The 23174-nt window shown below is 66.8% G+C and carries 19 protein-coding genes; 5 read left to right on the forward strand and 14 right to left on the reverse strand.

Going from position 1 to position 23174, the window contains the following annotated elements:
• Positions 1 to 8: 8 nt before the first annotated feature.
• From kdsA to A6745_RS09860, 11 genes are all read right to left on the reverse strand, one after another.
• Positions 9 to 863, reverse strand: a complete 855-nt coding sequence (gene kdsA, locus A6745_RS09810) for a 3-deoxy-8-phosphooctulonate synthase (RefSeq protein WP_082852998.1) — start codon at positions 861 to 863, stop codon at positions 9 to 11.
• Positions 860 to 2512, reverse strand: coding sequence for a CTP synthase (locus A6745_RS09815; protein WP_066126374.1), 1653 nt, complete (start codon positions 2510 to 2512; stop codon positions 860 to 862). Before A6745_RS09815 ends, kdsA begins: the two co-directional genes overlap by 4 nt.
• 736 nt (positions 2513 to 3248) lie before the next feature.
• Entirely contained in the window at positions 3249 to 5045 is a 1797-nt protein-coding gene (locus A6745_RS09820) for an aminopeptidase P family protein (protein WP_066126379.1), read from the reverse strand.
• Between the two features lie 9 nt (positions 5046 to 5054).
• Entirely contained in the window at positions 5055 to 5885 is an 831-nt protein-coding gene (locus tag A6745_RS09825; RefSeq protein ID WP_066126383.1) for a M55 family metallopeptidase, read from the reverse strand.
• 61 nt (positions 5886 to 5946) lie between these two features.
• Positions 5947 to 7035, reverse strand: coding sequence for a DmpA family aminopeptidase (locus tag A6745_RS09830; protein WP_066126385.1), 1089 nt, complete (start codon positions 7033 to 7035; stop codon positions 5947 to 5949).
• A 118-nt stretch (positions 7036 to 7153) separates the two neighbouring features.
• Positions 7154 to 8086: a glutathione ABC transporter permease GsiD gene (gsiD, locus tag A6745_RS09835; protein WP_231885960.1), complete on the reverse strand. Its 933-nt coding sequence runs from the start codon at positions 8084 to 8086 to the stop codon at positions 7154 to 7156.
• An 8-nt stretch (positions 8087 to 8094) separates the two neighbouring features.
• On the reverse strand, positions 8095 to 9015 hold the full coding sequence (gene gsiC / locus A6745_RS09840) for a glutathione ABC transporter permease GsiC (protein WP_066126387.1): 921 nt from the start codon (positions 9013 to 9015) through the stop codon (positions 8095 to 8097).
• Between the two features lie 106 nt (positions 9016 to 9121).
• Positions 9122 to 10675 (reverse strand): glutathione ABC transporter substrate-binding protein GsiB, encoded by a 1554-nt coding sequence (gene gsiB, locus A6745_RS09845; RefSeq protein WP_066126390.1) that lies wholly within the window; start codon positions 10673 to 10675, stop codon positions 9122 to 9124.
• A gap of 56 nt (positions 10676 to 10731) precedes the next feature.
• Complete coding sequence (locus A6745_RS09850) at positions 10732 to 12606, reverse strand: dipeptide ABC transporter ATP-binding protein (protein WP_066126392.1); 1875 nt, start codon at positions 12604 to 12606, stop codon at positions 10732 to 10734.
• 42 nt (positions 12607 to 12648) lie between these two features.
• Positions 12649 to 13629, reverse strand: a complete 981-nt coding sequence (locus tag A6745_RS09855) for an isoaspartyl peptidase/L-asparaginase family protein (protein WP_066126394.1) — start codon at positions 13627 to 13629, stop codon at positions 12649 to 12651.
• Positions 13626 to 14513 (reverse strand): MurR/RpiR family transcriptional regulator, encoded by an 888-nt coding sequence (locus A6745_RS09860; protein WP_066126395.1) that lies wholly within the window; start codon positions 14511 to 14513, stop codon positions 13626 to 13628. Before A6745_RS09860 ends, A6745_RS09855 begins: the two co-directional genes overlap by 4 nt.
• A 214-nt stretch (positions 14514 to 14727) precedes the next feature.
• Here A6745_RS09860 and A6745_RS09865 point away from each other — a divergent pair, with 214 nt between their 5' ends.
• The 3 genes from A6745_RS09865 (at position 14728) to A6745_RS09875 (ending at position 18150) form a co-directional block, all read left to right on the forward strand.
• Positions 14728 to 15192, forward strand: a complete 465-nt coding sequence (locus A6745_RS09865) for a GNAT family N-acetyltransferase (RefSeq protein ID WP_066126396.1) — start codon at positions 14728 to 14730, stop codon at positions 15190 to 15192.
• A 210-nt stretch (positions 15193 to 15402) separates the two neighbouring features.
• Complete coding sequence (locus A6745_RS09870) at positions 15403 to 16635, forward strand: hypothetical protein (RefSeq protein ID WP_066126398.1); 1233 nt, start codon at positions 15403 to 15405, stop codon at positions 16633 to 16635.
• 240 nt (positions 16636 to 16875) lie between these two features.
• On the forward strand, positions 16876 to 18150 hold the full coding sequence (locus tag A6745_RS09875; protein ID WP_066126404.1) for an ABC transporter substrate-binding protein: 1275 nt from the start codon (positions 16876 to 16878) through the stop codon (positions 18148 to 18150).
• Between the two features lie 391 nt (positions 18151 to 18541).
• On the opposite strand, the gene A6745_RS09880 is transcribed toward A6745_RS09875, so the two are convergent.
• The 3 genes from A6745_RS09880 to A6745_RS09890 form a co-directional block, all read right to left on the reverse strand.
• Positions 18542 to 19195 (reverse strand): CoA transferase subunit B, encoded by a 654-nt coding sequence (locus tag A6745_RS09880; protein ID WP_066126406.1) that lies wholly within the window; start codon positions 19193 to 19195, stop codon positions 18542 to 18544.
• Between the two features lie 11 nt (positions 19196 to 19206).
• Positions 19207 to 19905, reverse strand: a complete 699-nt coding sequence (locus A6745_RS09885) for a CoA transferase subunit A (RefSeq protein ID WP_066126408.1) — start codon at positions 19903 to 19905, stop codon at positions 19207 to 19209.
• A 112-nt stretch (positions 19906 to 20017) separates the two neighbouring features.
• Positions 20018 to 20470, reverse strand: coding sequence for an acyl-CoA thioesterase (locus A6745_RS09890; RefSeq protein ID WP_407922724.1), 453 nt, complete (start codon positions 20468 to 20470; stop codon positions 20018 to 20020).
• A gap of 108 nt (positions 20471 to 20578) precedes the next feature.
• Between A6745_RS09890 and A6745_RS09895 the strand changes: the two genes are divergently transcribed.
• Positions 20579 to 22225 carry an electron transfer flavoprotein-ubiquinone oxidoreductase gene (locus A6745_RS09895; RefSeq protein ID WP_066126412.1) on the forward strand — a complete coding sequence of 549 codons (1647 nt, stop codon included), beginning with the start codon at positions 20579 to 20581 and terminating at the stop codon, positions 22223 to 22225.
• Between the two features lie 55 nt (positions 22226 to 22280).
• Positions 22281 to 23117 (forward strand): NAD-dependent epimerase/dehydratase family protein, encoded by an 837-nt coding sequence (locus A6745_RS09900; protein ID WP_066126416.1) that lies wholly within the window; start codon positions 22281 to 22283, stop codon positions 23115 to 23117.
• Positions 23118 to 23174 lie beyond the last annotated feature (57 nt).

Consider the following 23174-nt stretch of genomic DNA (forward strand, 5'->3'; position numbering starts at 1 on the left):
GGTCGGATTCAGAATTGGTTTTCGAGAAAGCCGTTGCGCTTGGTGACGCGGTCGATTTCGACCAGCGAGGCAAGCAATTCGGCCATGCGGTCCAACGGCACGGCGTTGGGGCCGTCCGACATGGCCTTGGCCGGATCGGGGTGGGTTTCCATGAACAGGCCCGCCACGCCCACGGCCACGGCCGCGCGTGCCAGTACCGGCACGAATTCGCGTTGGCCGCCCGACGAAGTGCCCTGGCCGCCGGGCAGTTGCACCGAATGCGTGGCGTCGTACACCACCGGGCAGTCGGTTTCGCGCATGATGGCCAACGAACGCATGTCGGACACCAGGTTGTTGTAGCCGAACGAGGCGCCGCGCTCGCACACCATGACGTTGCTGCCGTCGCCCCCGGCTTCGCGCGCGGCCTCACGGGCCTTGTTCACTACCTGCACCATGTCGTGCGGCGCCAGGAACTGGCCCTTCTTGATGTTGACGGGCTTGAGCGTGGCGGCGCACGCGCGGATGAAGTCGGTCTGGCGGCACAGGAAGGCCGGCGTCTGCAGCACGTCCACCACGGCGGCCACGGGCTCGACCTGCGGCGTGTCGTGCACGTCGGTCAGCACGGGCACGCCAAGCTGGTCGCGCACGTCGGCCAGGATGCGCAGGCCTTCGTCCATGCCCGGTCCGCGGAAAGACGAACCCGAACTGCGGTTGGCCTTGTCGAACGAGCTTTTGTAGATGAAAGGAATGCCCAGCTTGCTGGTGATTTCCTTCAGGCGGCCTGCGGTGTCGAACGCCATCTGGCGCGACTCGATCACACACGGGCCGGAAATCAGGAAAAACGGCTTATCCAGGCCGACTTCGAATCCGCACAGTTGCATCATGCCTCCTTGGTACGACGCGACTTGTTGTCAAGCGCCGCCCGGATGTAGCTGGAGAACAGCGGGTGGCCGTCGCGCGGGGTCGAGGTGAACTCGGGGTGGAACTGCACGCCCACGAACCACGGGTGGTTGGGCAGTTCCATCATTTCGGGCAGGTTTTCGGTGGGCGTGCGCGCACTGATGACCAGGCCGGCCTCTTCCAGGCGCGGCGCATACACGTTGTTGACTTCGTAACGATGGCGGTGACGCTCGTTCACTTCGTTGCCGTAGATGCTTTGCGCGCGCGTGCCGGCCTTGACCGGGCAACGTTGCGCACCCTTGCGCATGGTTCCGCCCAGATCAGACTTGTCGTCACGTTTTTCGACGTTGCCTTCGCGGTCCATCCACTCGCTGATCAGGGCCACCACCGGGTGCGGCGCGGAGGGATCGAACTCGGTGCTGTTGGCGCCGCCCAGGCCGGCGACGTGACGCGCGAATTCGATCACGGCCAGTTGCATGCCCAGGCAGATGCCCAGGTAGGGCACGCCGTTTTCACGGGCGAAGCGGATGGCGGCGATCTTGCCCTCGGTGCCGCGCTTGCCGAAACCGCCCGGCACCAGGATGGCGTCCAGGTGCTTCAGTTGGTCGGTGCCGCGCGTCTCGATGTCTTCCGAGTCGATGTACTCGATGCGCACCTTCGAACGCGTATGGATGCCGGCGTGCACCAGGGCTTCGCTGAGCGACTTGTACGACTCGGTCAGGTCGACGTACTTGCCCACCATGCCGATCAGCACTTCTTCCTGCGGATGCTCGAGCGCGTCGACCAGGTTGTCCCACATGGACAGGTCGGCCGGCGGCGGAGTCAGGCCCAGGGCTTCGCACACGATGTTGTCCACGCCCTGCTTGTGCAGCATGGCGGGAATCTTGTAGATCGAGTCGGCGTCCCACACCGAGATGACGGCATCCAGCGGCACGTTGGAAAACATCGAGATCTTGGCGCGCTCGTCGTCGGGAATGCGGCGGTCGGCGCGGCACAGCAGCGCGTTCGGGTATATGCCGATCTCGCGCAGCTTCTGCACCGAGTGCTGGGTGGGCTTGGTCTTCAGTTCACCGGCCGATGCGATGTACGGCACCAGCGTCAGGTGCACGAAGGCGGCGCTGTTGCGGCCCATGCGCAGGCTCATCTGGCGGGCGGCTTCCAGGAAGGGCAGCGACTCGATGTCGCCGACGGTGCCGCCGATCTCGACGATGGCCACGTCGGTGTTGCCATTCCAGGCGGCGTCCGCGCCGCGCGCGATGAAGTCCTGGATTTCATTGGTGATGTGCGGAATGACCTGGACGGTCTTGCCCAGGTAGTCGCCACGGCGTTCCTTGCGCAGCACCGATTCGTAGATCTGGCCGGTGGTGAAGTTGTTCACCTTGCGCATCTTGGCCGAGATGAAGCGCTCGTAGTGGCCCAGGTCCAGGTCGGTTTCAGCGCCGTCCTCGGTGACGAAGACCTCGCCGTGCTGGAAGGGGCTCATGGTGCCCGGATCGACGTTGATGTACGGATCCAGCTTGAGCATCGTGACCTGCAGGCCGCGGGATTCCAGGATGGCGGCCAACGAGGCGGCGGCGATTCCCTTGCCCAGGGAAGAGACGACGCCGCCGGTGACAAATACGTATTTGGTCATCGTGATGGGCACCCAGCAGGTTTGCATCCCCGCGGGTGCTAGCGGGAAATTTGGATTATACCGAACGTCGGTGAAAATCTACGTAGAAACCCGGGAGGGGTACTGTTGCTTACAACGGTTGGGGGTTCTTCGTAGGGCATCCTTGGTGGGGTGGGGGCAGTGGGCCGGCCAAGTCGTCGGGCTCGGGCGCGCCAGCAGGCGCCCTCGCTCCCGCTGCGCGGGACTGCCCCGCCTCCAATTGGCCGCCCCACTGCCCCCACCCCACCAAGGACTCACAGCAATGGCATGCCCCACGACGCCGGCTTGGCCGCCGGCCCTCGGCGTGGCAATCGGCCCACTTTCTCAAGGAGCACCGTCGGTTCAATCGCGCCTAGGGTCGGGTACAGGGACGTGCGTCGTCGAACGGGGACATTACGGGCGGGCGCGGGTCGGTGGAGCGGAGGTCATCGAGACACACACCGCGAATCGACGCGGGCCGGCGGGAACGGACGCAGGCCAGACGACAACACCGCAAACCGGAGCGGATCGGTGTGGGTCAACGTCGACGGAATGAAGACACCGCGAGCCCGCGCAGGGCAATGGGGCCGAGCCGGCCAATTGGAGAAGGGGCAGTCCCGCGCAGCGGGACCGAGGGCGCCCCGTGGCGCGCCCGAGCCCGCCGACTTGGCCGGCTCGGCCCCATTGCCCTGCGCGGGCGTCTCAAGAACTCAGATTGCCCACAAACCACCCCACCCGCTTACGCAGCCAGCGCTTCCGTCCGCTTGATCAGCCAATCCAGCGCCTCGCCCTGCACCAGCGGCGACACCCGGCGGCGCACCGTGGCGTGGTAGTCGTTGAGCCAGGCGATTTCCTCGGCGTTCAGCAGGGAAAGTTCGATGCAGCGCGTGTCGATCGGGCACAGCGTCAGCGTCTCGAAGCACAGGAATTCGCCGAACTCGCCGTCCAGCCACACCCGGTTGGCCACCAGGTTCTCGATGCGCACGCCCCAGCGCCCCGGACGATAAAGGCCGGGCTCGTTGGAGGTGATCATGCCCGGCTGCATGGCCGTGTGCGGGCCCGGGGCCGCGCGGTACGAGATGACCTGCGGGCCCTCGTGCACGTTCAGGAAGTAGCCCACGCCGTGGCCTGTGCCATGGCCATATTCGGCGCCGCTGGCCCAGATGGGCGCGCGGGCGATGGCGTCCAGCATGGGCGAGGCGATGCCGCTGGGGAAAGCGGCGCGGGACAGCGCGATCATGCCCTTGAGCACCACGGTGAAGTCCGCCTTCTGGTCGGCGGTGGGCGTGCCCACGGCCACCACGCGGGTGATGTCGGTCGTGCCGCCCACGTATTGGCCGCCGGAATCGATCAGCAGCAGGCCGTCGCCCTCGATGACGGCGTGCGACTCGGGCGTGGCGCGATAGTGCGGCATGGCGCCGTTGGCGTTGAAGCCGGCGATGGTGCCGAAGCTGGGACACACGTAACCGGGACGGCGGGCGCGCGCAGCGGTGATGCGCTCGTCCACGGTGATTTCGGTAATGGTTTCGTGGCCCAGCGCGCCTTCGAACCACGCAAAGAACTCGGCCAGCGCGGCGCCGTCCTGCTCCATCGCGGCGCGTACGTGCGAGAGTTCCTCGTCACTCTTGCGCGACTTGAACAGCGTGGAGGGATTGATGCCCTCTGAACGCTGCACCGCGGGATCCATCAGGTGGAACACGCCGCAGGTGACGCGCGCGGGATCGATCAGCAGGGTCTGGTCGGCTTCCAGCGAGCCGAGCGCCTCGGCGGCCTGCTCGTAGGGCAGCACGTCGACCCCATCGGCGGCCAGGGCCGCGCGCAGGGTGTCATCGATCTTGCCCGCGCCGACGAACAGCGCCGCGTAATCATGGCCGATCAGGGCGTGCGCCAGGAACACGGGGTTGTACTCGACATCGGCGCCGCGCAGATTGAAGATCCAGGCAATGTCGTCCACCGTGCACACCAGATGGGCATCCGCGCCATACTGGTCCATGGCGTCGCGCACGCGCGCCAGGCGCTCGGCGCGCGACTCGACGGCCTGCGGCGGCTGGTGCTCGTACACCGGCGCACTCGGCAGGCCGGGACGGTCCGCCCAGATGTCTTCCAGCAGGTCGGCCTGGATGTCCAGGGCGATGCCCGCCGGGGCCAGCGCGGCGGACAGCCCGCGCCAGGCCGCCAGGCCCAGCACCTGGCCATCGACGCCCACCGTCTGGCCGGCGCGCAGGTTGGCCGCCAGCCAGGCGACGTGGCCGGGCTGGTTGGCCGCGGCGATCTTCATCAGCTCGATGCCCGTGCCGGCCAATTGGGCCTCGGCCTGCACCCAGTAGCGGCTGTCCACCCACAGACCCGCGAACTGCTCGGTGACCACCAGCGTGGCCACCGAGCCGGTGAAGCCCGACAGCCAGCGCCGGCCCTGCCAACGCTCGGGCAGGTACTCGGACAGGTGCGGATCGGCGGACGGCACGATGCAGGCGTCCAGCCCGCGGCGGCGCATGGCCTGTCGCAGGTCGGCAAGACGGGTCGGGATGGATGACATGGAGAATCCTCAGCGCAACATGAAGGACATGGCCGCCAGGCTATTGAGCGTGCGGATCGCGGCCTGCACGCTGTCGACCGTGAAGCGCAGCGTGACGCCGTCGACGCGCTCGAGCGTCGGCCACATGCAGAACAGGTCGGCCAGCGCCGAACCCTGGGTCTGCAGACGGCATTCTATCGGGCCGGGGATGCGGAAAGGAACCGCCTGGCCGGCGCCGCCCAGGGCCTCGCGCACCGCGGCCTCGGCCGCCTGGGCGATGGCCCGGCGCGACGCGGTGGGCGACAGCGTGACGCCGCTGCCCTGCCCGTGCGCCACCTTGGTCTGCACCCACCGGGCGCCCGGAAACAGCGGCGTGGTCTCCTCGATGAAGACGTTGTCGCCCGTGGCCAGCAGCACCGGCACGCCCAGTTCGCCGGCCAACGCGCCATACAGGCCGGCCTCGCCCAGCTCCATGCCGTTCAGGAACACGCGCGCGAAGGCGAAGCTGTTGATGGTGTGCGCCAGCACGCCACGGCCTTGCGCGCGGCTGTGATAGCCGATCATGAAGACGGCATCGCACTGCTCTTCGAGGCCGCCCATCATGCCCAGGTAGCGGGGCTTGCCCAGCACCAGGCGGGCGCGCTCGTCGATCTGGTCGGGCAGCAGGTTGCGGAAGCCGCCGTGCGAATCATTGACCAGCACCTCGGTGGCGCCGCCCGCGAAGGCGCCCTGCACGGCCGCGTTGGCCTCGCCCGTCATCCAGGCGCGCGCGCGTTCGTACTCGCCGTTGCCGGCGCGGATCTGCTCGCCGTGGAAGACGCCGGCGACGCCTTCGATGTCGGTGGAAATCAGGATTTTCATGAGGGACTCGGTAGTAGGTATTTGCTTGCGGCGCGCCCTGCCCCGGCGCCGCGGCCAACTTTCAAAGCTGCGTATCCGCCAGCCAGCGGCGCCACTCGGGCGCCACTTCGCGGATCGCGCGGCGCGTATGGCCGTCGCGGCCCGTCACGCTTTCCGCATGCCACAGCGCGGCGACGATGGCCTGTTCGCTGGCCTCGGCCGCCGCCTCGAACAGCGGATCGATGCGGGTCTCGTGCAGCATCGGCACCGTCGGCATGCCACGCTCGGCCAGATGCGGCACCGTATAGGCCGTGCCGAAGGCCAGCGCGATGTCGCCGCTGCCGTGGCCGAACACCGAGCCGGTACGGGCCAGGCCGGCGCCGGCGCGCAGCGACAGGCGGCGCAACTGGCGCGCGTCCAGCGGCGCGTCGGTGGCGATCAGCAGGATGATCGAGCCCTTCTCCGGTTCGGGCATGGCCGCGGGCGCGGCGGTCTGGCGGTCCATGCGCTCGGCCAGCAGGCGGCCGAATGGCCGGCCCGCCACGGTCAGGTTGGGCAGGCGGCCATAGTTGGACAACACCAGCGCCCCCACCGTATAGCGCTGGCCCGGATGCACCTCGGCCACGCGCGAGGCCGAGCCGATGCCGCCCTTCATCGAGAAACTGGACATGCCGCGGCCGGCGCCCACGGCGCCCTGCGCGAATTCGGCCGACGCGGCGGCCAGCGCCTGGCGGTAATGCGCTTCGGTAACGGCCAGCGCCTGGATGTCGTTCAGGTAGCCGTCGTTGCACTCGAACACCAGCGGGTTCACCGTGGGCAGGCCGCGGCCGATCTCGGGGTTGGCGGCCACGGCGTGGCGGATCTGCGCATTGGCGACCGTGCCCACGCCGAAGGTATTGGTCAGGGCGATGTCGGTTTCCAGCACGCCCAGCTCGGCCACCTGGACCAGGCCGGTGGTCTTGCCGAAACCGTTCAGGATGGTCGCGGCGGCCGGCACCTTGTCGCGGTAGGGATCGCCCGCGTGCGGACGCACCACGGTCACGCCGGTCTGCAGCGCGCCGTCGGCCAGGGTGTAGTGGCCGACAGTCACGCCCGGCACGTCGCTGATCGCATCGCGCGGGCCGGAAGGCCGCACGCCGATGCGCGGCTGGGTTAGGGAAGCGTCCTGCATGAATCACCCGGGCGTTGCCGCACGGTCTCCGGAAAAAGAAAGGCCGGCCCCGCCGGGGCCGGCCGGCAGCATGATGGCCGCGGGACGGCGTGCGCCACGAGGGCGCCGCGCAGCCCGGTCACTTGCGGTCGATCTTGGGATCCAGCGCGTCGCGCAGGCCGTCGCCCAGCAGGTTGAAGGCCAGCACGGTCAGGAAGATCGCCAGCGCGGGGAAGATCGCGATGTGGGGCGACAGCACCATGTCGGCGCGGGCTTCGTTCAGCATGGCGCCCCATTCCGGCGTGGGCGGTTGCGCGCCCATGCCCAGGAACGACAGGCTGGCCGCCGTGATGATCGAGGTGCCGATACGCATGGTGCCGTACACGACGATGGGCGAGATGGTGCCCGGCAGGATGTGGCGCATGATGATGGTCCAGTCGGACGCGCCCACGCTGCGCACGGCCTCCACGTAGGTCATCTGCTTGATGGCCAGCGTGTTGCCGCGCACCAGGCGCGCGAAGGCCGGCACGCTGAACACGGCCACGGCCACGATCACGTTGACCATGCTCGACCCCAGGATGGCGACCACGCCGATGGCCAGCAGCATGCCCGGGAAGGCCAGCAGCACGTCGGAGATGCGCATCGTGATGCGCTCCCACCAGCCTTCGTAGTAGCCGGCCATCAGGCCCATCAGCGTGCCCACGACCGCGCCCATGGCCACCGACAGGAAGCCGGCGGCCAGCGAGATGCGGGCGCCCATCAGCACGCGGCTGAAGATGTCGCGGCCCAGCGAATCCACGCCGAACCAGTGCGTCCATGACGGCGTGGCGTTCAGGGCGTCGTAGTCGAAGAAGTTCTCGGGGTCGAACGGCACCAGCCAGGGCGCGAAGACCGCGGCCACGACCAGCAGCAGCACGAACAGGCCGGCGCCCAGCGCCAGCTTCTGCTTGCGGAACTTGCGCCAGAACTCGGTGGCCGGGGTACGCACCGCGGCCTGGGCGGCCACGGCGGGGGCCGCGCCGGGAGCGGCGGCGGCGTCGGTGGTGGCCGAGGCGGTTTCGATATTGCTCATGCCCGCCCTCACTTGTAGCGAATGCTGGGATTGATGACGCCGTACATCACGTCGACAATCAGGTTGATCAGGATGAATTCCAGCGAGAACAGCAGCACCAGGCCCTGGATCACCGGATAGTCGCGCTGGGTGACGGCGTCGACCAGCAGACGGCCCAGGCCGGGCCAGTTGAACACGGTCTCGACCACGATGGAGCCGCCCAGCAGGAAGCCGAACTGCAGGCCCATCATGGTGACCACCGGGATCAGCGCGTTGCGCAGCGTGTGCTTGGTCACCACCACGCGCTCGGACAGGCCCTTGGCGCGCGCGGTGCGCACGAAGTCTTCCTGGATGACCTCGACGAACGAGGCGCGCGTGAAGCGGGCCATGACCGCGGCCACGGCCGCGCCCAGCGTGATGGACGGCAGGATGTAGTGCTGCCAGGTCGAGGCGCCGACGGTGGGCAGCCAGCCCAGCTCGACCGAGAACACCTGCATCAACACCATGCCCAGCGCGAACGCCGGGAACGAGATGCCGGACACCGCCAACGTCATGCCCAGGCGGTCGGGCCACTTGTTGCGCCACACGGCGGACACGATGCCGATGATCATGCCGAAGGCCACGGACCAGGCCATGGCGGCCAGCGTGAGCCACAGGGTGGGCATGAAGCGGTCGGCGATTTCGGTGGCGACCGGGCGCTTGCTGCGCAGCGACACGCCGAGATCGCCCTGCAGCATGTGGCTGAAGTAGCGCACGAACTGCTGCGGCAGGGGCAGGTCCAGGCCGAGCTCCTGGCGGACCAGCTCGACGGTGGTCTGGTCGGCGTCCTGGCCGGCGGCCAGGCGGGCGGGATCGCCCGGCAGCATGTGCACGAAAAGGAACACGACCACGGCCACCAGCAGCAGCGTGGGGATCATGCCCAGTAGACGTTTGACGATGTAGGTGAACATTGAGAATTCCTGCGGCGTCGGCCGGGGCAACAGCCCCGGCCGACGCGGCATAACGCGAATTTACAGCTCGCGGGTTTACGGCTCGCGGTTTTTACTGCTCGCGGGTTTACTGCTTCAGGTCGATGTCGCCGAACCAGAACGAGGTGTCGGGTTCGACGTAGATGCCAGTCAGGTTCTTGGAACGCGCGTACAGGTTGTTCTGCGTCACCAGGAAGGCCCAAGGGGCGTCGTTCCAGATCGTCTTCTGCGCGTCGTCGTACAGCTTGGTCTTGGCGGCGCGGTCGGTCGTGGCCAGCGCGTTGGCGATGTTCTCGTCGACCTGCTTGTTCGAGTAGTACGACACGTTGTTCAGCACCGGCGGGAAGGCGGCGGTGGTCAGCAGCGGACGCAGGCCCCAATCGGCCTCGCCGGTCGACGACGACCAGCCCGCGTAGTACATGCGGACCTTGGCGTCTTCAGGCTTCTGCACCTGCTGCACGCGCTGCACGCGCTGGCCGGATTCCAGCACTTCGACCGACACCTTGATGCCGACCTGGGCCAGTTGCTGCTGCAGGAACTGGACGACCTTCACCGACGTACCGTCGTTGTAGGCGGACCACAGCGTGCTCTCGAAACCGTTGGGGTAGCCGGCTTCGGCCAGCAATTCCTTGGCCTTCTTGACGTCGTAGGGCCACTGGCCGATCTTGGTGGCGAAGTCCACACCCTGCGGCACCACGCCGTCCACCGGGGTGGCATAGCCGGCGAAGGCGACCTTGGCCAGCGCCTGCTTGTTGATGGCGTAGTTGACGGCCTGGCGGACCTTGACGTTGTCGAACGGCTTCTGCTGCACGTTCATCGACAGGTAGCGCGCCATGATCGAGTTCTTGTGGTCGACCAGTTCGATCTTGTCGTTCTTGGCCAGCACCGAGGCTTGCTCGAACGGCACCGGGAAGGCGAACTGGGCTTCGCCCGTCTGCACGACGGCGGCGCGCGTGTTGTTGTCGGTGACGGTGCGGAACGTCAGGGTATCGATCTTCGGGTAACCCTTCTTCCAGTAGCCGTCGAACTTCTTGACCTTCAGGTACTCGGCGGGCTTCCACTCGACGAATTCGAAGGGGCCGGTGCCCACGGGGTGGAAACCGATTTCCTTGCCCCACTTCTTCAGAGCGGTGGGGGAGATCATCATGGCGGCCGGGTGGGCCAGCGCGTTGATGAAGGCCGAGAACGGCTTCTTCAGGGTGATCTTGACGGTGTAGGGATCGATGACGTCGATCTGCTTGATCACGCTGAACTGGATGTAGCGCGACAGGCGGTTGTCCGGATTGGCGGGACGGTCGAAGTTGATCTTGACGGCTTCGGCGTTGAAGTCGGTGCCGTCCTGGAACTTGACGCCCTGGCGCAGCTTGAAGGTGTACTCCAGGCCGTCTTCGGAGACGCTGTAGTCGGTGGCCAGGACCTTCTGGATCTTCAGGTCCTTGTCGAACTCGAACAGGCCTTCGTAGTAGGCCTTGCCGGCCGCCTGGTTCAGGGTGCTGTTGGTGTTGTAGGGATCAAGCGTTTCCAGCGCGATGGCGACCGCGAGGGTCACATCCTTGGCGGCCATCGCCATGGGCGAGGCCAGCACGCCAAAGGCGAGCGCGGCAGCGGCCATGATCTTGGTGGGGCGCGATACGAATTTCATGTAAGGCTCCTGTCTTGCGGACGGGTCGATGTGGTGGATGAGGACTGCAAGAAAAATCAGTAAGCGCCGCCGATGCTGTGGCGGGCCACGAAGTGATCGGGACCCACGGCCACCAGCGGCTCGACCAGCGGATCGTCACCGAGCTTGCGGATGGGGCTGGGAATCTCGTCGGACAACAAGGTGCGCTTGCGATGGCGCCGAGCCGGGTCGGCGATGGGCACCGCCGCCATCAGCTTCCTGGTGTACGGGTGCTGCGGATTCTCGAAGATGGCGCGGCGCGGGCCGATCTCGACGATCTGGCCCAGGTACATCACCGCCACACGGTGGCTGACGCGCTCGACCACGGCCATGTCGTGCGAGATGAACAGGAACGAGATGCCCAGGTCGCGCTGCAGGTCGATCAGCAGGTTGACGATCTGCGCCTGGATGGACACGTCCAGCGCGGACACGGATTCGTCGGCGATCACCACCTTCGGGTTCAGGGCCAGGGCGCGCGCGATACAGATGCGCTGGCGCTGGCCGCCCGAGAACTCATGCGGATAGCGGTCGGCCACGTCGCGCGGCAGGCCGACGCGGTCCAGCAGTTCCGCCACGCGGCGCTCGGCTTCCTTGCCACGGGCCACGCCGTGCACCAGCAACGGCTCCATGATGGAGAAACCCACGGTGACGCGCGGATCGAGCGAGGCGAAGGGATCCTGGAACACGAACTGGATGTCACGGCGCAGCGATTGCAGCTCGGCCGGACGCAGCTTCACGATGTCGCGGCCACCGAACTGGATGCTGCCCGACTGGCTGTCGACCAGGCGCAGCAGCGAGCGGCCGGTGGTGGACTTGCCGCAGCCGGACTCGCCGACCAGCGACAGCGTCTCGCCGGGGTACAGGTCGAAGCTGACGTGCTCGACGGCGTGCACACGGCGCTGCACGCGGCTCAGGATGCCGCCGCGCAGGTCGAAGCGCGTGACCAGGTCGCGCACGCTGAGCACCGGGGTCTTGGAAGCCGACGGCGCCACCTGTGTGGCGGGCTCGGGCACCTGGACCTCGTCCTCGACGTGCAGCAGCGGGAAGCGCGCCGGCAGGTCGGTGCCCTGCATCGCGCCCAGGCGCGGCACGGCCGACAGCAGGGCCTTGGTATACGGATGCCGGGGCGCGCCAAAGATCTGTTCGGACGGACCTTCCTCGACCTTGTCGCCGCGGAACATCACCAGCACGCGGTCGGCCACTTCGGCCACCACGCCCATGTCGTGGGTGATGAACACCACGCCCATGTGCATCTCTTCCTGCAGTTGGCGGATCAGCTGCAGGATCTGGGCCTGGATGGTCACGTCCAGCGCGGTGGTCGGCTCGTCGGCGATCAGCAGCGCGGGCTTGCAGGCCAGCGCCATGGCGATCATCACGCGCTGGCGCATGCCGCCCGACAACTGGTGCGGGTGGCGGTCCATCACGGAACGGGCTTCGGGGATGCGCACCTGTTCCAGCATGCGCAGGGCCTCGGCGCGCGAGGCGGCGCCGTCCATGCCCTGGTGCAGGCGGATCGATTCGGCGATCTGGTCGCCGGCCGTGAACACCGGGTTCAGCGAGGTCATCGGCTCCTGGAAGATCATCGCCATGTCGGCGCCGCGCACGCCGCGCATGGCGCGCTGGCTGGCGCCAGCCAGGTCGATGATCGAACCGTTGCGGCGGCGCAGGACCATGCGGCCGCTGGCCAGGCGGCCGCCGCCGTGCTCGACCAGGCGCATCAGCGACAGCGAGGTCACCGACTTGCCCGAACCCGACTCGCCCACGATGGCCAGGGTCTCGCCCCGGTCGACGTGGAACGACAGGTTGCGCACGGCCTGCACCGTACGCTCGGACGACACGAAATTCACGCTCAGGTCGTCCACCTGGACCACGCGGTTCTCGGGCAGCGCCAGGGAGGATGCGCGCTCAACCATCTTGATTGTTCCTATCTTGCAGACTACGTAAATCGGCGGCGGTCATCGGTAGATGGACGCCACGGGAGGCTCGCCCACGCGGGCGTAGCCACGGTACATGCCTTCGGTATTGAACGGCAGGGTGACGTTGCCCTGCGCGTCGACGGCGATCAGCCCGCCCTTGCCGCCGATGGCCGGCAGCTTGTCCTCGACGACGCGGCGCGCGGCCTCCACCAGCGGCGTGCCGGCGTATTCCATCTGCGCCGCCACGTCGTACGCGGCGACCATGCGGATGAACATCTCGCCGGTGCCCGTGGTGGAGACCGCGCAGGTGCGGTTGCTGGCATAGCAGCCGGCGCCGATCAGCGGCGCGTCGCCCACGCGGCCGACCTGCTTGTTGGTGATGCCGCCCGTGGACGTGGCCGCGGCCAGGTTGCCCTGCGCGTCCACCGCCACGGCGCCCACCGTGCCGAGCTTCTTGTCGGCATCCAGCGGCTCGGCCGGCGCGGGTTGGCTGTTCGCCACCAGGGCCTGGCCATCGTGGTCCAGCACGGCCGCCCCGGGCGTCTCGCGCTGCACGCGCAGCAGTTGCTCGCGGCGGGCGTCGGTGGAGAAGTACGAAGGGTCGACGATATCCAGCCCGTGCTCGCGCGCAAAGGCTTCGGCGCCCTCGCCCACGAAGAACACGTGCTTGCTTTCTTCCATGACCTTGCGCGCGGCCAGCACCGGGTTGCGCACGCAATCCACGCCCGCGATGGCGCCCGAGCGCAACGTGGCGCCGTCCATGATGGAGGCGTCCAGCTCGTGCGTGGCGGCGCTGGTGAACACGGCGCCGTGGCCGGCATTGAACAGCGGGCAGTCTTCCAGCAGGCGCACGGCCTCGGTGACGGCGTCCAGGGCGCTGCCGCCCGCGGCCAGCACGGCCTGGCCAGCGGCCAGGATGCCGTCCAGCGCGGACAGGTATTCCTGTTCTTTTTCGGGAGTCATCGCCGCGCGCGACATCGCGCCGGCGCCGCCATGAATGGCGATCACAGGTTGAATCATCGTTTTCCTACACCATGGATGAGCCACGGCATGACGGACTCGGTCACGCCTGCTGCCGCGGCGACGGAATTCTTGGCGCGATAGGCCACCGCGGCCGACAGGGCCTCGATGAGGCCCAGCGCCGCGCCTTCGGAATTGGGACTGAGCTGGCGGGCGCTGTGCGCGTACAGGGCGACGGAAGCGGTGGGCGCCAGCGGCGACGTGGGTTTGTCGGTCAAGGCCAGAACCGGTACGCCGCCCTGCTTCGCGGCATTGGCCAGCGTGACCGTATCGGACAGGTAGCGCGGAAAGGCGATGGCGATGACCAGGTCTTCTTTGGTCATGCGCGACATGCGGCGCGCGGCGTGCGACACCCCGCCCGCGCTGGCCAGCGACTCGACCATGTTCAGGTGCATGCACAGCGCGCGGTGCAGCATGCCGGCCAGGAAACCGCTGGCGCCGAAGCCGATCACGAACACGCGCTGGGCCGCCAGGATCGCGTCCACCGCGCGCTCACAGGCATCGGCATCCAGCGACTGCAGCGTGCGCTGCGCGTTGGCGATGTCCTCCTGCAGCGAGGCGGCGAAGATCTGCGCGGCGCTGGCCGAGCGGCCCAGTTCGGTGCGCATCTTCTCCAGGGGCTCCAGCGCCGCCTCGAAGCCGCGCGCCAGCTCGGCGCGGAACTGCGGATAGCCCGGCAGGCCCAGCGCGCGGGCGAAACGGTTGGCGCTGGCCACCGACACGCCCGCGGCGGCCGCGAACTCGTCGATGGTCATGGTGGCCGCCCGGAACTGATGCGCCAGGACGTACTCGGCCATGGCGTGCTGGGCCGGACTGAATTCCGGTTGCGCGCTGGCGATACGGTCGGCGATCGAGGGAGCGGCCTTGCTCTTGGGGGGAGACACGGGGAGTCGGGCGGAGCGCGGAAGAAGCTAGCGGAGGTTCATGTAAATCTGTTTACACACACATTGTAGTAAAGAAAATAAATTTTCAGACCAAGGGTATTCCCGAGGAATCTGTCACGGGACAGTCATGAATCTTGGGCCCTCCGCCTCGCGTGCCTGGCCCGCGGCGCGCGTGCGGTACCCTGTCCCCCGTCCCTCACCCTGGAGACCGCCCTTGCCCACCTGGACCTGCAAGCCCCATGCCGAGCTGACCACCACCGAGCTGTACGCGCTGCTGCGCCTGCGCAGCGAAGTGTTCGTGGTCGAACAGCAGTGCCTCTTTCTCGATCTGGACGGCCAGGACCTGGCGGGTGACACCTGGCACCTGATGGGCTGGGAAGACGGGCGGCTGGTGGCCGGCGCTCGGCTGCTCGATCCGGCCAGCCATGACGGCGATGCCGTCATCGGACGCGTCGTCACCGCGTTGGACGCGCGCGGCATTGGCCTGGGACATGAATTGATGCGCCAGGCGCTGCGCGAATCGAACCGCTTATGGCCGGACTCGCCCATTTATCTCGGCGCGCAGCAGCGGCTACAGGCGTTTTATGCGGCGCATGGCTTTACACCGGTAACGGCAATCTATATGGAAGACGGCATTGCGCATATCGGCATGCGGCGCCCGGAAACCCGCAATTCCTGATCCCCATGCCAGGATTTTTGTTATGAGAAAACGCTGCCCGCCGTTTCATGTCAAAATAATTCAGCACGTGTCTTTAAGATTACTTCCATTACTTTTCATGACACGAGAAGGGGGGCCATCCATGGCGCATCATCGGCACGGATAATCCACATAATGCCGATCGCCGTTTGCCGGGAGGCTGCCCCCTCTCGGGCTTAACGAGATGAAGGCATGAACAAGAAGCTCGCAGTTTCCGCATTGTTCCCGTTGTTTCTGGCCGCATGCGGTGGTGGCGGCGATGGCGATTCCTCCAATGGCGACACCGAAGCGCCGGCCACCCCGCCTGCGGCCGTCACCGACCCCGTCACCCAGGGCTCGCTGAACACGGCCTCGCAGCTCGGCCTGGCGCTGCTCCCCGGCAACGAGGGAAGCGTCCGCGTCTATGACGTGACCGCCGACATCGGCGACACGTGGCGCCTGACCTTGGACTTGGCCACCGGCGCCTACTCCGTGAAAGTGTTGTACACGGCATACGGCCTGACCGATGCCAGCGGCACCTTCACCGTGGCCGCCAATGGCGACTTCACCACCGTCACCGGCCCGTCCACCACACTGTTGCTGGATGAACGCACCCGCACGCTGTCAGGCAGCATGTCGCTCGGTGGGCGCGCCGCCACCGTGTCCGGCACGCGCTACGCCCTTCCTGCGGACGTCTCGGTCCTGGCGGGCAACTACGTCTTCGCCGTGGCCGCGCATGGCATGACGGTGCTGGCCAACGGCGGCTCCAGTATTTATGGAATGCAAGCGACCCTACCCGGCACCCTGATGCTGCGCGGCAACGGCACGGGCGTCGCCTGCGCGCTCGCCATCGTGAATTCCGCCGGTAAATGCAGCGTGCCCGGCTCGCAATCCTACGACGGAATCACGGTGCAGTTCGCCACCGACCCCTCCAACGGCCAACTGACCCTGCTGGGCACCATTCCTCCCGCCACGCCTACCTCCGCGGCGACCCCGATCAACCTAGGCCTGGTGCGTGTCCAGGCCGGCGATCGCGGGCAGGTGCTGGTCCTCGACCTGCCGCCCGGCAACGGCCTGTTCAACAACAGCGGCATGGTGTCCGGCGTCACCTATGCCATCAAACAGCAGAAGCTGAGCGGCACCGAATCCGACGGCACCTGGACCTGCTCGCGCGAAGGCGCCTTCGATGGCACGCTGGTCGTCAATGGCGGCAAGGGCAGCTATACCAACCGGACCAATGTCCTGAGCACCTACGCGTTCACCTACAACACATTCCAGGAAGACGACTTCAAGCTGACCGTCGACGGCCTGGCGATCGGACTGGACGAGAAGAGTGCTGGCCGAGGCCTGCTCATGCTGCCCATGACCAACAGCTTGACGCTGGTGACGAAAATCGACGGCTCGGCGGGTTTGCCCAGCTCGCTCTGCCAACGCGTGAACGGATAAGGCCAATACCGCCTGCTCGATCGGAAGACGGCGGGCCTCGGCCCGCCGTACTGGAAGCCCCTCATACAGCCCCCGAGCCGCGGCGCAGAGACACATTTCTGCCATTTGTGTCGCGACAACATGTTTTGACAAAAAATAAATGCCTTGAGTCTTGCCGCCATGGAGTTGCCTGAGCAGAATCCCATGCGCGAGTGACGTAAACGCCCCTTTGACGCTGTATACAAACATGACAAGGCAATAATGAACAAGAGATTGGCTGTCACCCTGCTTTTCCCGCTGGTCCTGGCCGCCTGCGGCGGCGGTTCGGACGACGACGACACGCCCGAAACGCCCACGAACCCCGAAACGCCCGCGGAACCCGAAACGCCTCCCGTGATCGATCCCGTGACCCAGGCGTCGCTGAACACGGCCGCGCAGCTCGGCATGGCGCCCATCGCCGGCAACAGCGATACAGTACGCGTCTACGACGTCGTGGCCGACATCGGCGATACGTGGCGCCTCACGCTGGACATGGCCAGCGGCGCCTATACGCTGAAAGTGCTGCACACGGTCTATGGCCTGACCGATGCCAGCGGGACCTTCACGCAGTCAACCAATGGCTCGTTCATCACGCTGACGGGTGCCAACGGTGCCTTCACCTTGCTGATCGACGAACGCACACGCACCATCGTTGGCGCCATGTCGCTGGGCGGCAGGACGGCATCAGTATCCGGTACCAGCTATGCCGTACCCACCGACGTTTCGGTGCTTGCCGGCACCTATGGCATGCTGTTGTCCCTACGCGAAGTCGTCCCCCTGCCTGCACCGGGTGAACTCCCCGGGAACCCCGCCTATCAACTGATACCTGGCGTCGTGCAACTGCGCGCGGATGCAACGGCCATCGTCTGCTTCCAAGGCATCGGTGTCACACCAGACGGGAAGTGCGCGACATTCGGCGGTGACGAGACCGAACCCACTGAGGGACTGCCTGCCAAGTTGACCTTGAACCCCACTGATGGCGATTACCACTTGGCGGGCGAGATCGAAGAGGTGGCCTTCGACTTTGGCACTCTGCGTGTCCAAGCCGGCGATCTGGGCCCCGTACTGACACTGGACCTGCCCTTCGACAACGGTATCTTCGGTTCTGAAGGAGATGCGGCTGGCGCTACCTATCTCGTGAAGCAGCAACAACTGCAAGGCAACGAAGTCGACGGCTCGTGGCTTTGCACGGTCAGCGGCAAAGCCGAGACCGTCGTGACCATCAGCGGCACGGCGTTCAGCCAGACCCGAGACGGCGAGACATTGCCGGCCACGTTGCAATACAACGGCGTCTTCGGTGGGCCGGAAGCAGTCCCATTCAACAGCCTGGTCTCGGTAATCTCCGAGTTGCCGGGAACGCCCGGCGATGAAGAGGCGTCGCCCAGCAGGGCCTTGACGGGCATTATTTTGCCGATGTCCTCCAGTGTGATGCTGTATTCGCAAGCATTATCGTCCGCCAGCGAGACGAGCACCTCCATTTGCCGACGCAACAACTGACGTGAAACAAGCCGGTCCTGGATAAGCCTCGGAAACGCCGCCATTGAAAATGCCCTGTCCGGGACAGGGCATTTTCTCTGATTCCATTCATTTGGAAATAAATAGAACAAAAGGACATCCAGAAACAACAGCAAGACACCTGAAGCGCTTTTCTGCGCAAGGGCCTCTACGCAAAACCTTGCTCATTCTGCGCAGAATTACGCCCTGGAGCAGGCGGCCAGCTCTCCACGTCCATCTGCCATCGCGCTGGCTACTGACCCTTGCGGCATCAGGGTGATGTGCGATTGAAAAACGCCCTGTCCCGAGCATGCGGGACAGGGCGTTCTGTTGCGGATTCGCGCCACGATACCGTGACAGGCGTTCAGGCCCGAAGGCCCTCTCGCCTTGCCTGTCAGGCCACCAGCGACACGTCCAGCTTGGCGTGCGTCTTGGACTTGATCTCGTCGACCGTGACGCCCGGCGCCGTTTCCAGCAGCTTCAGGCCGTCTTCGGTGACTTCCATCACGCCCAGGTCGGTGATGATGAGATCGACCACGCCGACGCCGGTCAGCGGCAGGTTGCACTCGGGCAGCAGCTTGATGTCCTCGGTGCCGTCCTTCTTCTTGGCCACGTGTTCCATCAGCACGACGACGCGCTTGACGCCGGCCACCAGGTCCATCGCGCCGCCCATGCCCTTGACCATCTTGCCGGGGATCATCCAGTTGGCCAGGTCGCCCTTCTCGGACACCTGCATGGCGCCCAGGATGGCCAGGTTGATCTTGCCGCCGCGGATCATGCCGAACGAGTCGGCGGACGAGAAGATCGACGAGCCGGGCAGCGTGGTGACCGTCTGCTTGCCGGCGTTGATCAGGTCGGCATCGACCTGGTCGTCGGTGGGGAACGGGCCGATGCCCAAGAGGCCGTTCTCGGACTGCAGCCAGACCTCGATGCCCGCGGGCACGTGGTTGGCCACCAGGGTGGGCAGGCCGATGCCCAGGTTCACGTAGAAACCGTCTTTCAGTTCTTGCGCGGCGCGCGCCGCCATTTCATCGCGGGACCATGCCATGTTTCGTCTCCTTAGGCGGTACGCGTGGTGCGTTGTTCGATGCGTTTTTCCGGGCTGGCGTTGACCACGATCCGGTGCACGAAGATGCCGGGCAGATGGATCTGGTCGGGATCGAACGCGCCGGTGTCGACCACTTCCTCGACCTCGACGATGGTGACACGGCCCGCCATCGCCACGTTGGGGTTGAAGTTGCGCGCGGTCTTGCGGAACACCAGGTTGCCGCTGCGGTCGGCCTTGTAGGCCTTGACCAGCGACACGTCGGGGACCAGCGAACGTTCCATCACGTACTGTTCGCCGTCGAACTCGCGGATTTCCTTGCCGTCGGCCACGATGGTGCCCACGCCGGTGCGGGTGAAGAAGGCCGGGATGCCGGCGCCGCCGGCGCGCAGCTTCTCGGCCAGCGTGCCCTGCGGCGTGAACTCGAGTTCGAGTTCGCCTGCCAGGTACTGGCGTTCGAATTCCTTGTTCTCGCCCACGTAGGAGGCGATCATCTTGCGGATCTGGCGGGTGGTCAGCAACTGGCCCAGGCCGAAACCGTCGACGCCGGCGTTGTTGCTGATGCAGGTCAGGTCCTTCACGCCCGAATCGCGCAACGCGGCAATCAGGGCCTCGGGGATACCGCACAGCCCGAAACCGCCGACGGCGATCATCTGGCCGTCCTTGACGACGCCTGCCAGCGCCTCGGCGGCGCTTGCATAAACCTTGTCCATTGCTCCAGCTCCTTTATAGCGTTCGAAACCGTACGAAAGGCGCCCGCCAGTGCGAAGCGCCGCGTAGTTCATTTTGCAGACGATTGTAGCGGCAGGTGCCGCGCCGCACCATTCAGGCCGCGGGCCGGAATTGCGCGCCGAACTTGCCCAGCAGTTCTTCGGGCCACGGCTGCGAGCGGTTGGCCACGAAATCCATGCACACCAGCACGTTGCGGCCGCGCGCATGGATGGCGGCCTCGTCGCCCACCTTCGCGAGCGTCAGCTCGAACTCGATACTGGATCGGCCGATGCGCGCGACCCGGTGCGTGACGCGCACGTCGGCCGGGTAGGTCAGCGGCCGCATGAAGTCGCACGAGGCATGCGCCAGGATGGCGCCGGCGCCCGGGCCGGGCAGCGCCATGCCCGCGCCGTAGAGGATGCGCATGCGCGCCTCTTCCATCAGGCGGAAGTAGACCGTGTTGTTGAGATGATTGAGGGGGTCGGAATCGCCCCAGCGCAAGGGCAGATCGACATGATGGGTGTCGCCTTCGGCAAGCAGGCGCATCGTCGGGAAGTCGGCGGACAAACGGAGGACTCCTGAAGAAGGAAGCGCGCGCCGACGGGCTCCGCCGGCTGCAATACAATCGTCGATGATACTTCTTGCCATATCGAAGCCATAGAGGGGAACGCTGCAATGTCAGAACGGGAATCAATGGAATATGACGTGGTCGTGGTGGGAGGCGGGCCTGCCGGCCTGGCCGCCGCGATCCGCCTGAAACAGCTCGCCGCCGAGAAAGACCGCGAGGTCAGCGTCTGCGTGCTGGAGAAAGGCGCCGAACTGGGCGCGCATATCCTGTCCGGCGCCGTCATGGATCCCCTGGCTCTGACCGAGCTGATCCCCGACTGGAAGGAAAAGGGCGCGCCGCTGAACGTGCCGGTCACGCAAGACCAGTTCCTGTTCCTGTCGCCCACCGGCGCGCGCCGCACCCCCAACTGGATGCTGCCGGCCTGTTTCCACAACGAGGGCAACTACATCGTCCGCCTGGGCGACGTGGTGAAGTGGCTGGGCGAACAGGCCGAGAGCCTGGGCGTGGACGTATTCCCCGGCTTCGCCGCCGTCGAGGTGCTGTATGACGAGGCGGGCGCCGTGCGCGGCGTGGCCACCGGCGACATGGGCGTGGCGCGCGATGGCTCGCACACCGACCATTACCAGCCCGGCATGGAACTGCTGGCCCGCTACACCCTGTTCGCCGAAGGCGCGCGCGGCCAGCTGGGCCGCCAGCTCATCTCCCGCTACAAGCTGGACGAAGGCCGCGATCCGCAGTCCTACGGCATCGGCATCAAGGAGCTGTGGGAAGTCGATCCCGCGCAGTCGCGCCCCGGCCTGGTCATCCACACGGCCGGCTGGCCGCTGGACAGCGACACCTACGGCGGCTCGTTCCTCTATCACCTGGACAACAACCTGGTGGCGGTCGGCATGGTGGTCGGCCTGGACTACGCCAATCCCTGGCTGTCGCCGTTCGAGGAATTCCAGCGCTACAAGACGCACCCGGCCATCCGCACCACGTTCGAGGGCGGCAAGCGCATCGCCTACGGCGCGCGCGCCATCACCGCGGGCGGCCTGCTGTCGCTGCCCAAGCTGGTGTTTCCGGGCGGCGCCATGGTCGGCTGCGAGGCCGGCTTCATGAACGCCTCGCGCATCAAGGGCAGCCACGCCGCCATCAAGACCGGCAAGCTGGCCGCCGAGGCCGCGTTCGAGGCCCTGGGCGCCGACCGCAAGCAGGACGAACTCACGTCCTACCCCGCCGCCTTCGACGCCTCCTGGCTGCACGCCGAGTTGCACAAGGCGCGCAACTTCAAGCAGTGGTTCAAGAAGGGCCGCACCGTCGCCACGATCATGACGGGCGTCGAACAATGGCTGCTCAAGGGCAACTTCCCCTGGACCATCCACCGCACCAAGGCCGACCACACCTACCTGCAGCCGGCCGCGCAGTGCGCGCGCATCGACTACCCCAAGCCCGATGGCAAGCTCACGTTCGACAAGCTCAGTTCGGTGTTCATCTCGAACACCAACCACGACGAGAACGAGCCGGTCCACCTGACGCTGAAGGATCCGACCATCCCGGTGTCCGTGAACCTGGCGCAATATGGCGGCCCCGAGGCGCGCTATTGCCCGGCTGGCGTGTACGAGTTCATCAAGGACGACCACGGCGCGGACAAGCTGCAGATCAACGCGCAGAACTGCGTGCACTGCAAGACCTGCGACATCAAGGACCCGACCCAGAACATCGTCTGGGTGGCGCCGCAAGGCGGCGAAGGCCCGGTCTACAGCGGCATGTGACGACGCCCCGCCGCGCCTTGGCCGCGCGGCGGTTTCATTCTCCAAGGGGACGCGGATGGAACGCATCTTGATGGTCGGCTGCGGAGACCTCGGCATGCGCGCCGCGCGCCTGCTGCTGGCGCGCGGCGACGAGGTCTGGGCCTTGCGCCGCTCGGCGCCGCCGGCCGGGGCGCCCGCCGGCCTGCGCTGGCTGCGGGCCGACCTGGGCCAGCCCGATCAGCTGGCGCGATTGCCGGACGGCATCACCCGCGTGGCCTGGCTGCCCTCGCCGGGCAAGCGCGACCCGCAGGCTTATGCCCGCGTCTTCACCGATCCCCTGCCCCACGTGTTCGGCGCGCTGGACCGCGCGCGGCTCGAACGCGCGGTGTTCGTCTCGTCATCGGCGGTGTACGGCGGCCATGACGGCGCCTGGATCGATGAAAGCGCGCCGACGCAACCCAAGGGGTTCAATGGCGAGATCCTGCTGCGGGCCGAACAGTGGCTGGCCCGGCAGGGCTTGCCCGCGACGGCGTTGCGCCTGGCGGGGCTGTACGGCCCGGGGCGTACGCAGTTGCTCGAACGCATCCGCGCGGGCCAGGCCCGCGCGCCGCACGATCCGCCGCATTGGGCCAACCGCATGCACATCGACGATGCCGCCGCCGCGGTGGCGCACCTGCTGCACGCGCCCGAGGTCGAACCCGTGTACATCGGCTGCGATGACACCCCCCTGCCGTTGCACGTGCTGTACGGCCATCTGGCCGAGCTGTTGGGGGCGCCCGCCCCCGCCGACGGCCCGCCGCCGCCGGGCGTGGGCAGCAAGCGGCTGTCCAATGCACGGCTGCGCGCCAGTGGCTTGGCGCTGCAATGGCCGGATTCGCGCGCAGGCTACGCCGCATTGATCGAGGCCGGCTGACCCGGCGCCGCGCGCGGGCCGACGCCTGCAACGAGGCGCCGGCCGGCAGGCGCGGCC

It is taken from the genome of Bordetella ansorpii (genome assembly GCF_900078705.1).
Taxonomy (GTDB): domain Bacteria; phylum Pseudomonadota; class Gammaproteobacteria; order Burkholderiales; family Burkholderiaceae_B; genus Bordetella; species Bordetella ansorpii_A.

Bases quoted from the DNA above. Each gene is read 5' to 3' on its own strand.
- kdsA (WP_082852998.1), bottom strand. From the start codon at position 863: ATGATGCAACTGTGCGGATTCGAAGTCGGCCTGGATAAGCCGTTTTTC.
- A6745_RS09815 (WP_066126374.1), bottom strand. From the start codon at position 2,512: ATGACCAAATACGTATTTGTCACCGGCGGCGTCGTCTCTTCCCTGGGC.
- A6745_RS09820 (WP_066126379.1), bottom strand. From the start codon at position 5,045: ATGTCATCCATCCCGACCCGTCTTGCCGACCTGCGACAGGCCATGCGC.
- A6745_RS09825 (WP_066126383.1), bottom strand. From the start codon at position 5,885: ATGAAAATCCTGATTTCCACCGACATCGAAGGCGTCGCCGGCGTCTTC.
- A6745_RS09830 (WP_066126385.1), bottom strand. From the start codon at position 7,035: ATGCAGGACGCTTCCCTAACCCAGCCGCGCATCGGCGTGCGGCCTTCC.
- gsiD (WP_231885960.1), bottom strand. From the start codon at position 8,086: ATGAGCAATATCGAAACCGCCTCGGCCACCACCGACGCCGCCGCCGCT.
- gsiC (WP_066126387.1), bottom strand. From the start codon at position 9,015: ATGTTCACCTACATCGTCAAACGTCTACTGGGCATGATCCCCACGCTG.
- gsiB (WP_066126390.1), bottom strand. From the start codon at position 10,675: ATGAAATTCGTATCGCGCCCCACCAAGATCATGGCCGCTGCCGCGCTC.
- A6745_RS09850 (WP_066126392.1), bottom strand. From the start codon at position 12,606: ATGGTTGAGCGCGCATCCTCCCTGGCGCTGCCCGAGAACCGCGTGGTC.
- A6745_RS09855 (WP_066126394.1), bottom strand. From the start codon at position 13,629: ATGATTCAACCTGTGATCGCCATTCATGGCGGCGCCGGCGCGATGTCG.
- A6745_RS09870 (WP_066126398.1), top strand. From the start codon at position 15,403: ATGAACAAGAAGCTCGCAGTTTCCGCATTGTTCCCGTTGTTTCTGGCC.
- A6745_RS09875 (WP_066126404.1), top strand. From the start codon at position 16,876: ATGAACAAGAGATTGGCTGTCACCCTGCTTTTCCCGCTGGTCCTGGCC.
- A6745_RS09880 (WP_066126406.1), bottom strand. From the start codon at position 19,195: ATGGCATGGTCCCGCGATGAAATGGCGGCGCGCGCCGCGCAAGAACTG.
- A6745_RS09885 (WP_066126408.1), bottom strand. From the start codon at position 19,905: ATGGACAAGGTTTATGCAAGCGCCGCCGAGGCGCTGGCAGGCGTCGTC.
- A6745_RS09895 (WP_066126412.1), top strand. From the start codon at position 20,579: ATGTCAGAACGGGAATCAATGGAATATGACGTGGTCGTGGTGGGAGGC.
- A6745_RS09900 (WP_066126416.1), top strand. From the start codon at position 22,281: ATGGAACGCATCTTGATGGTCGGCTGCGGAGACCTCGGCATGCGCGCC.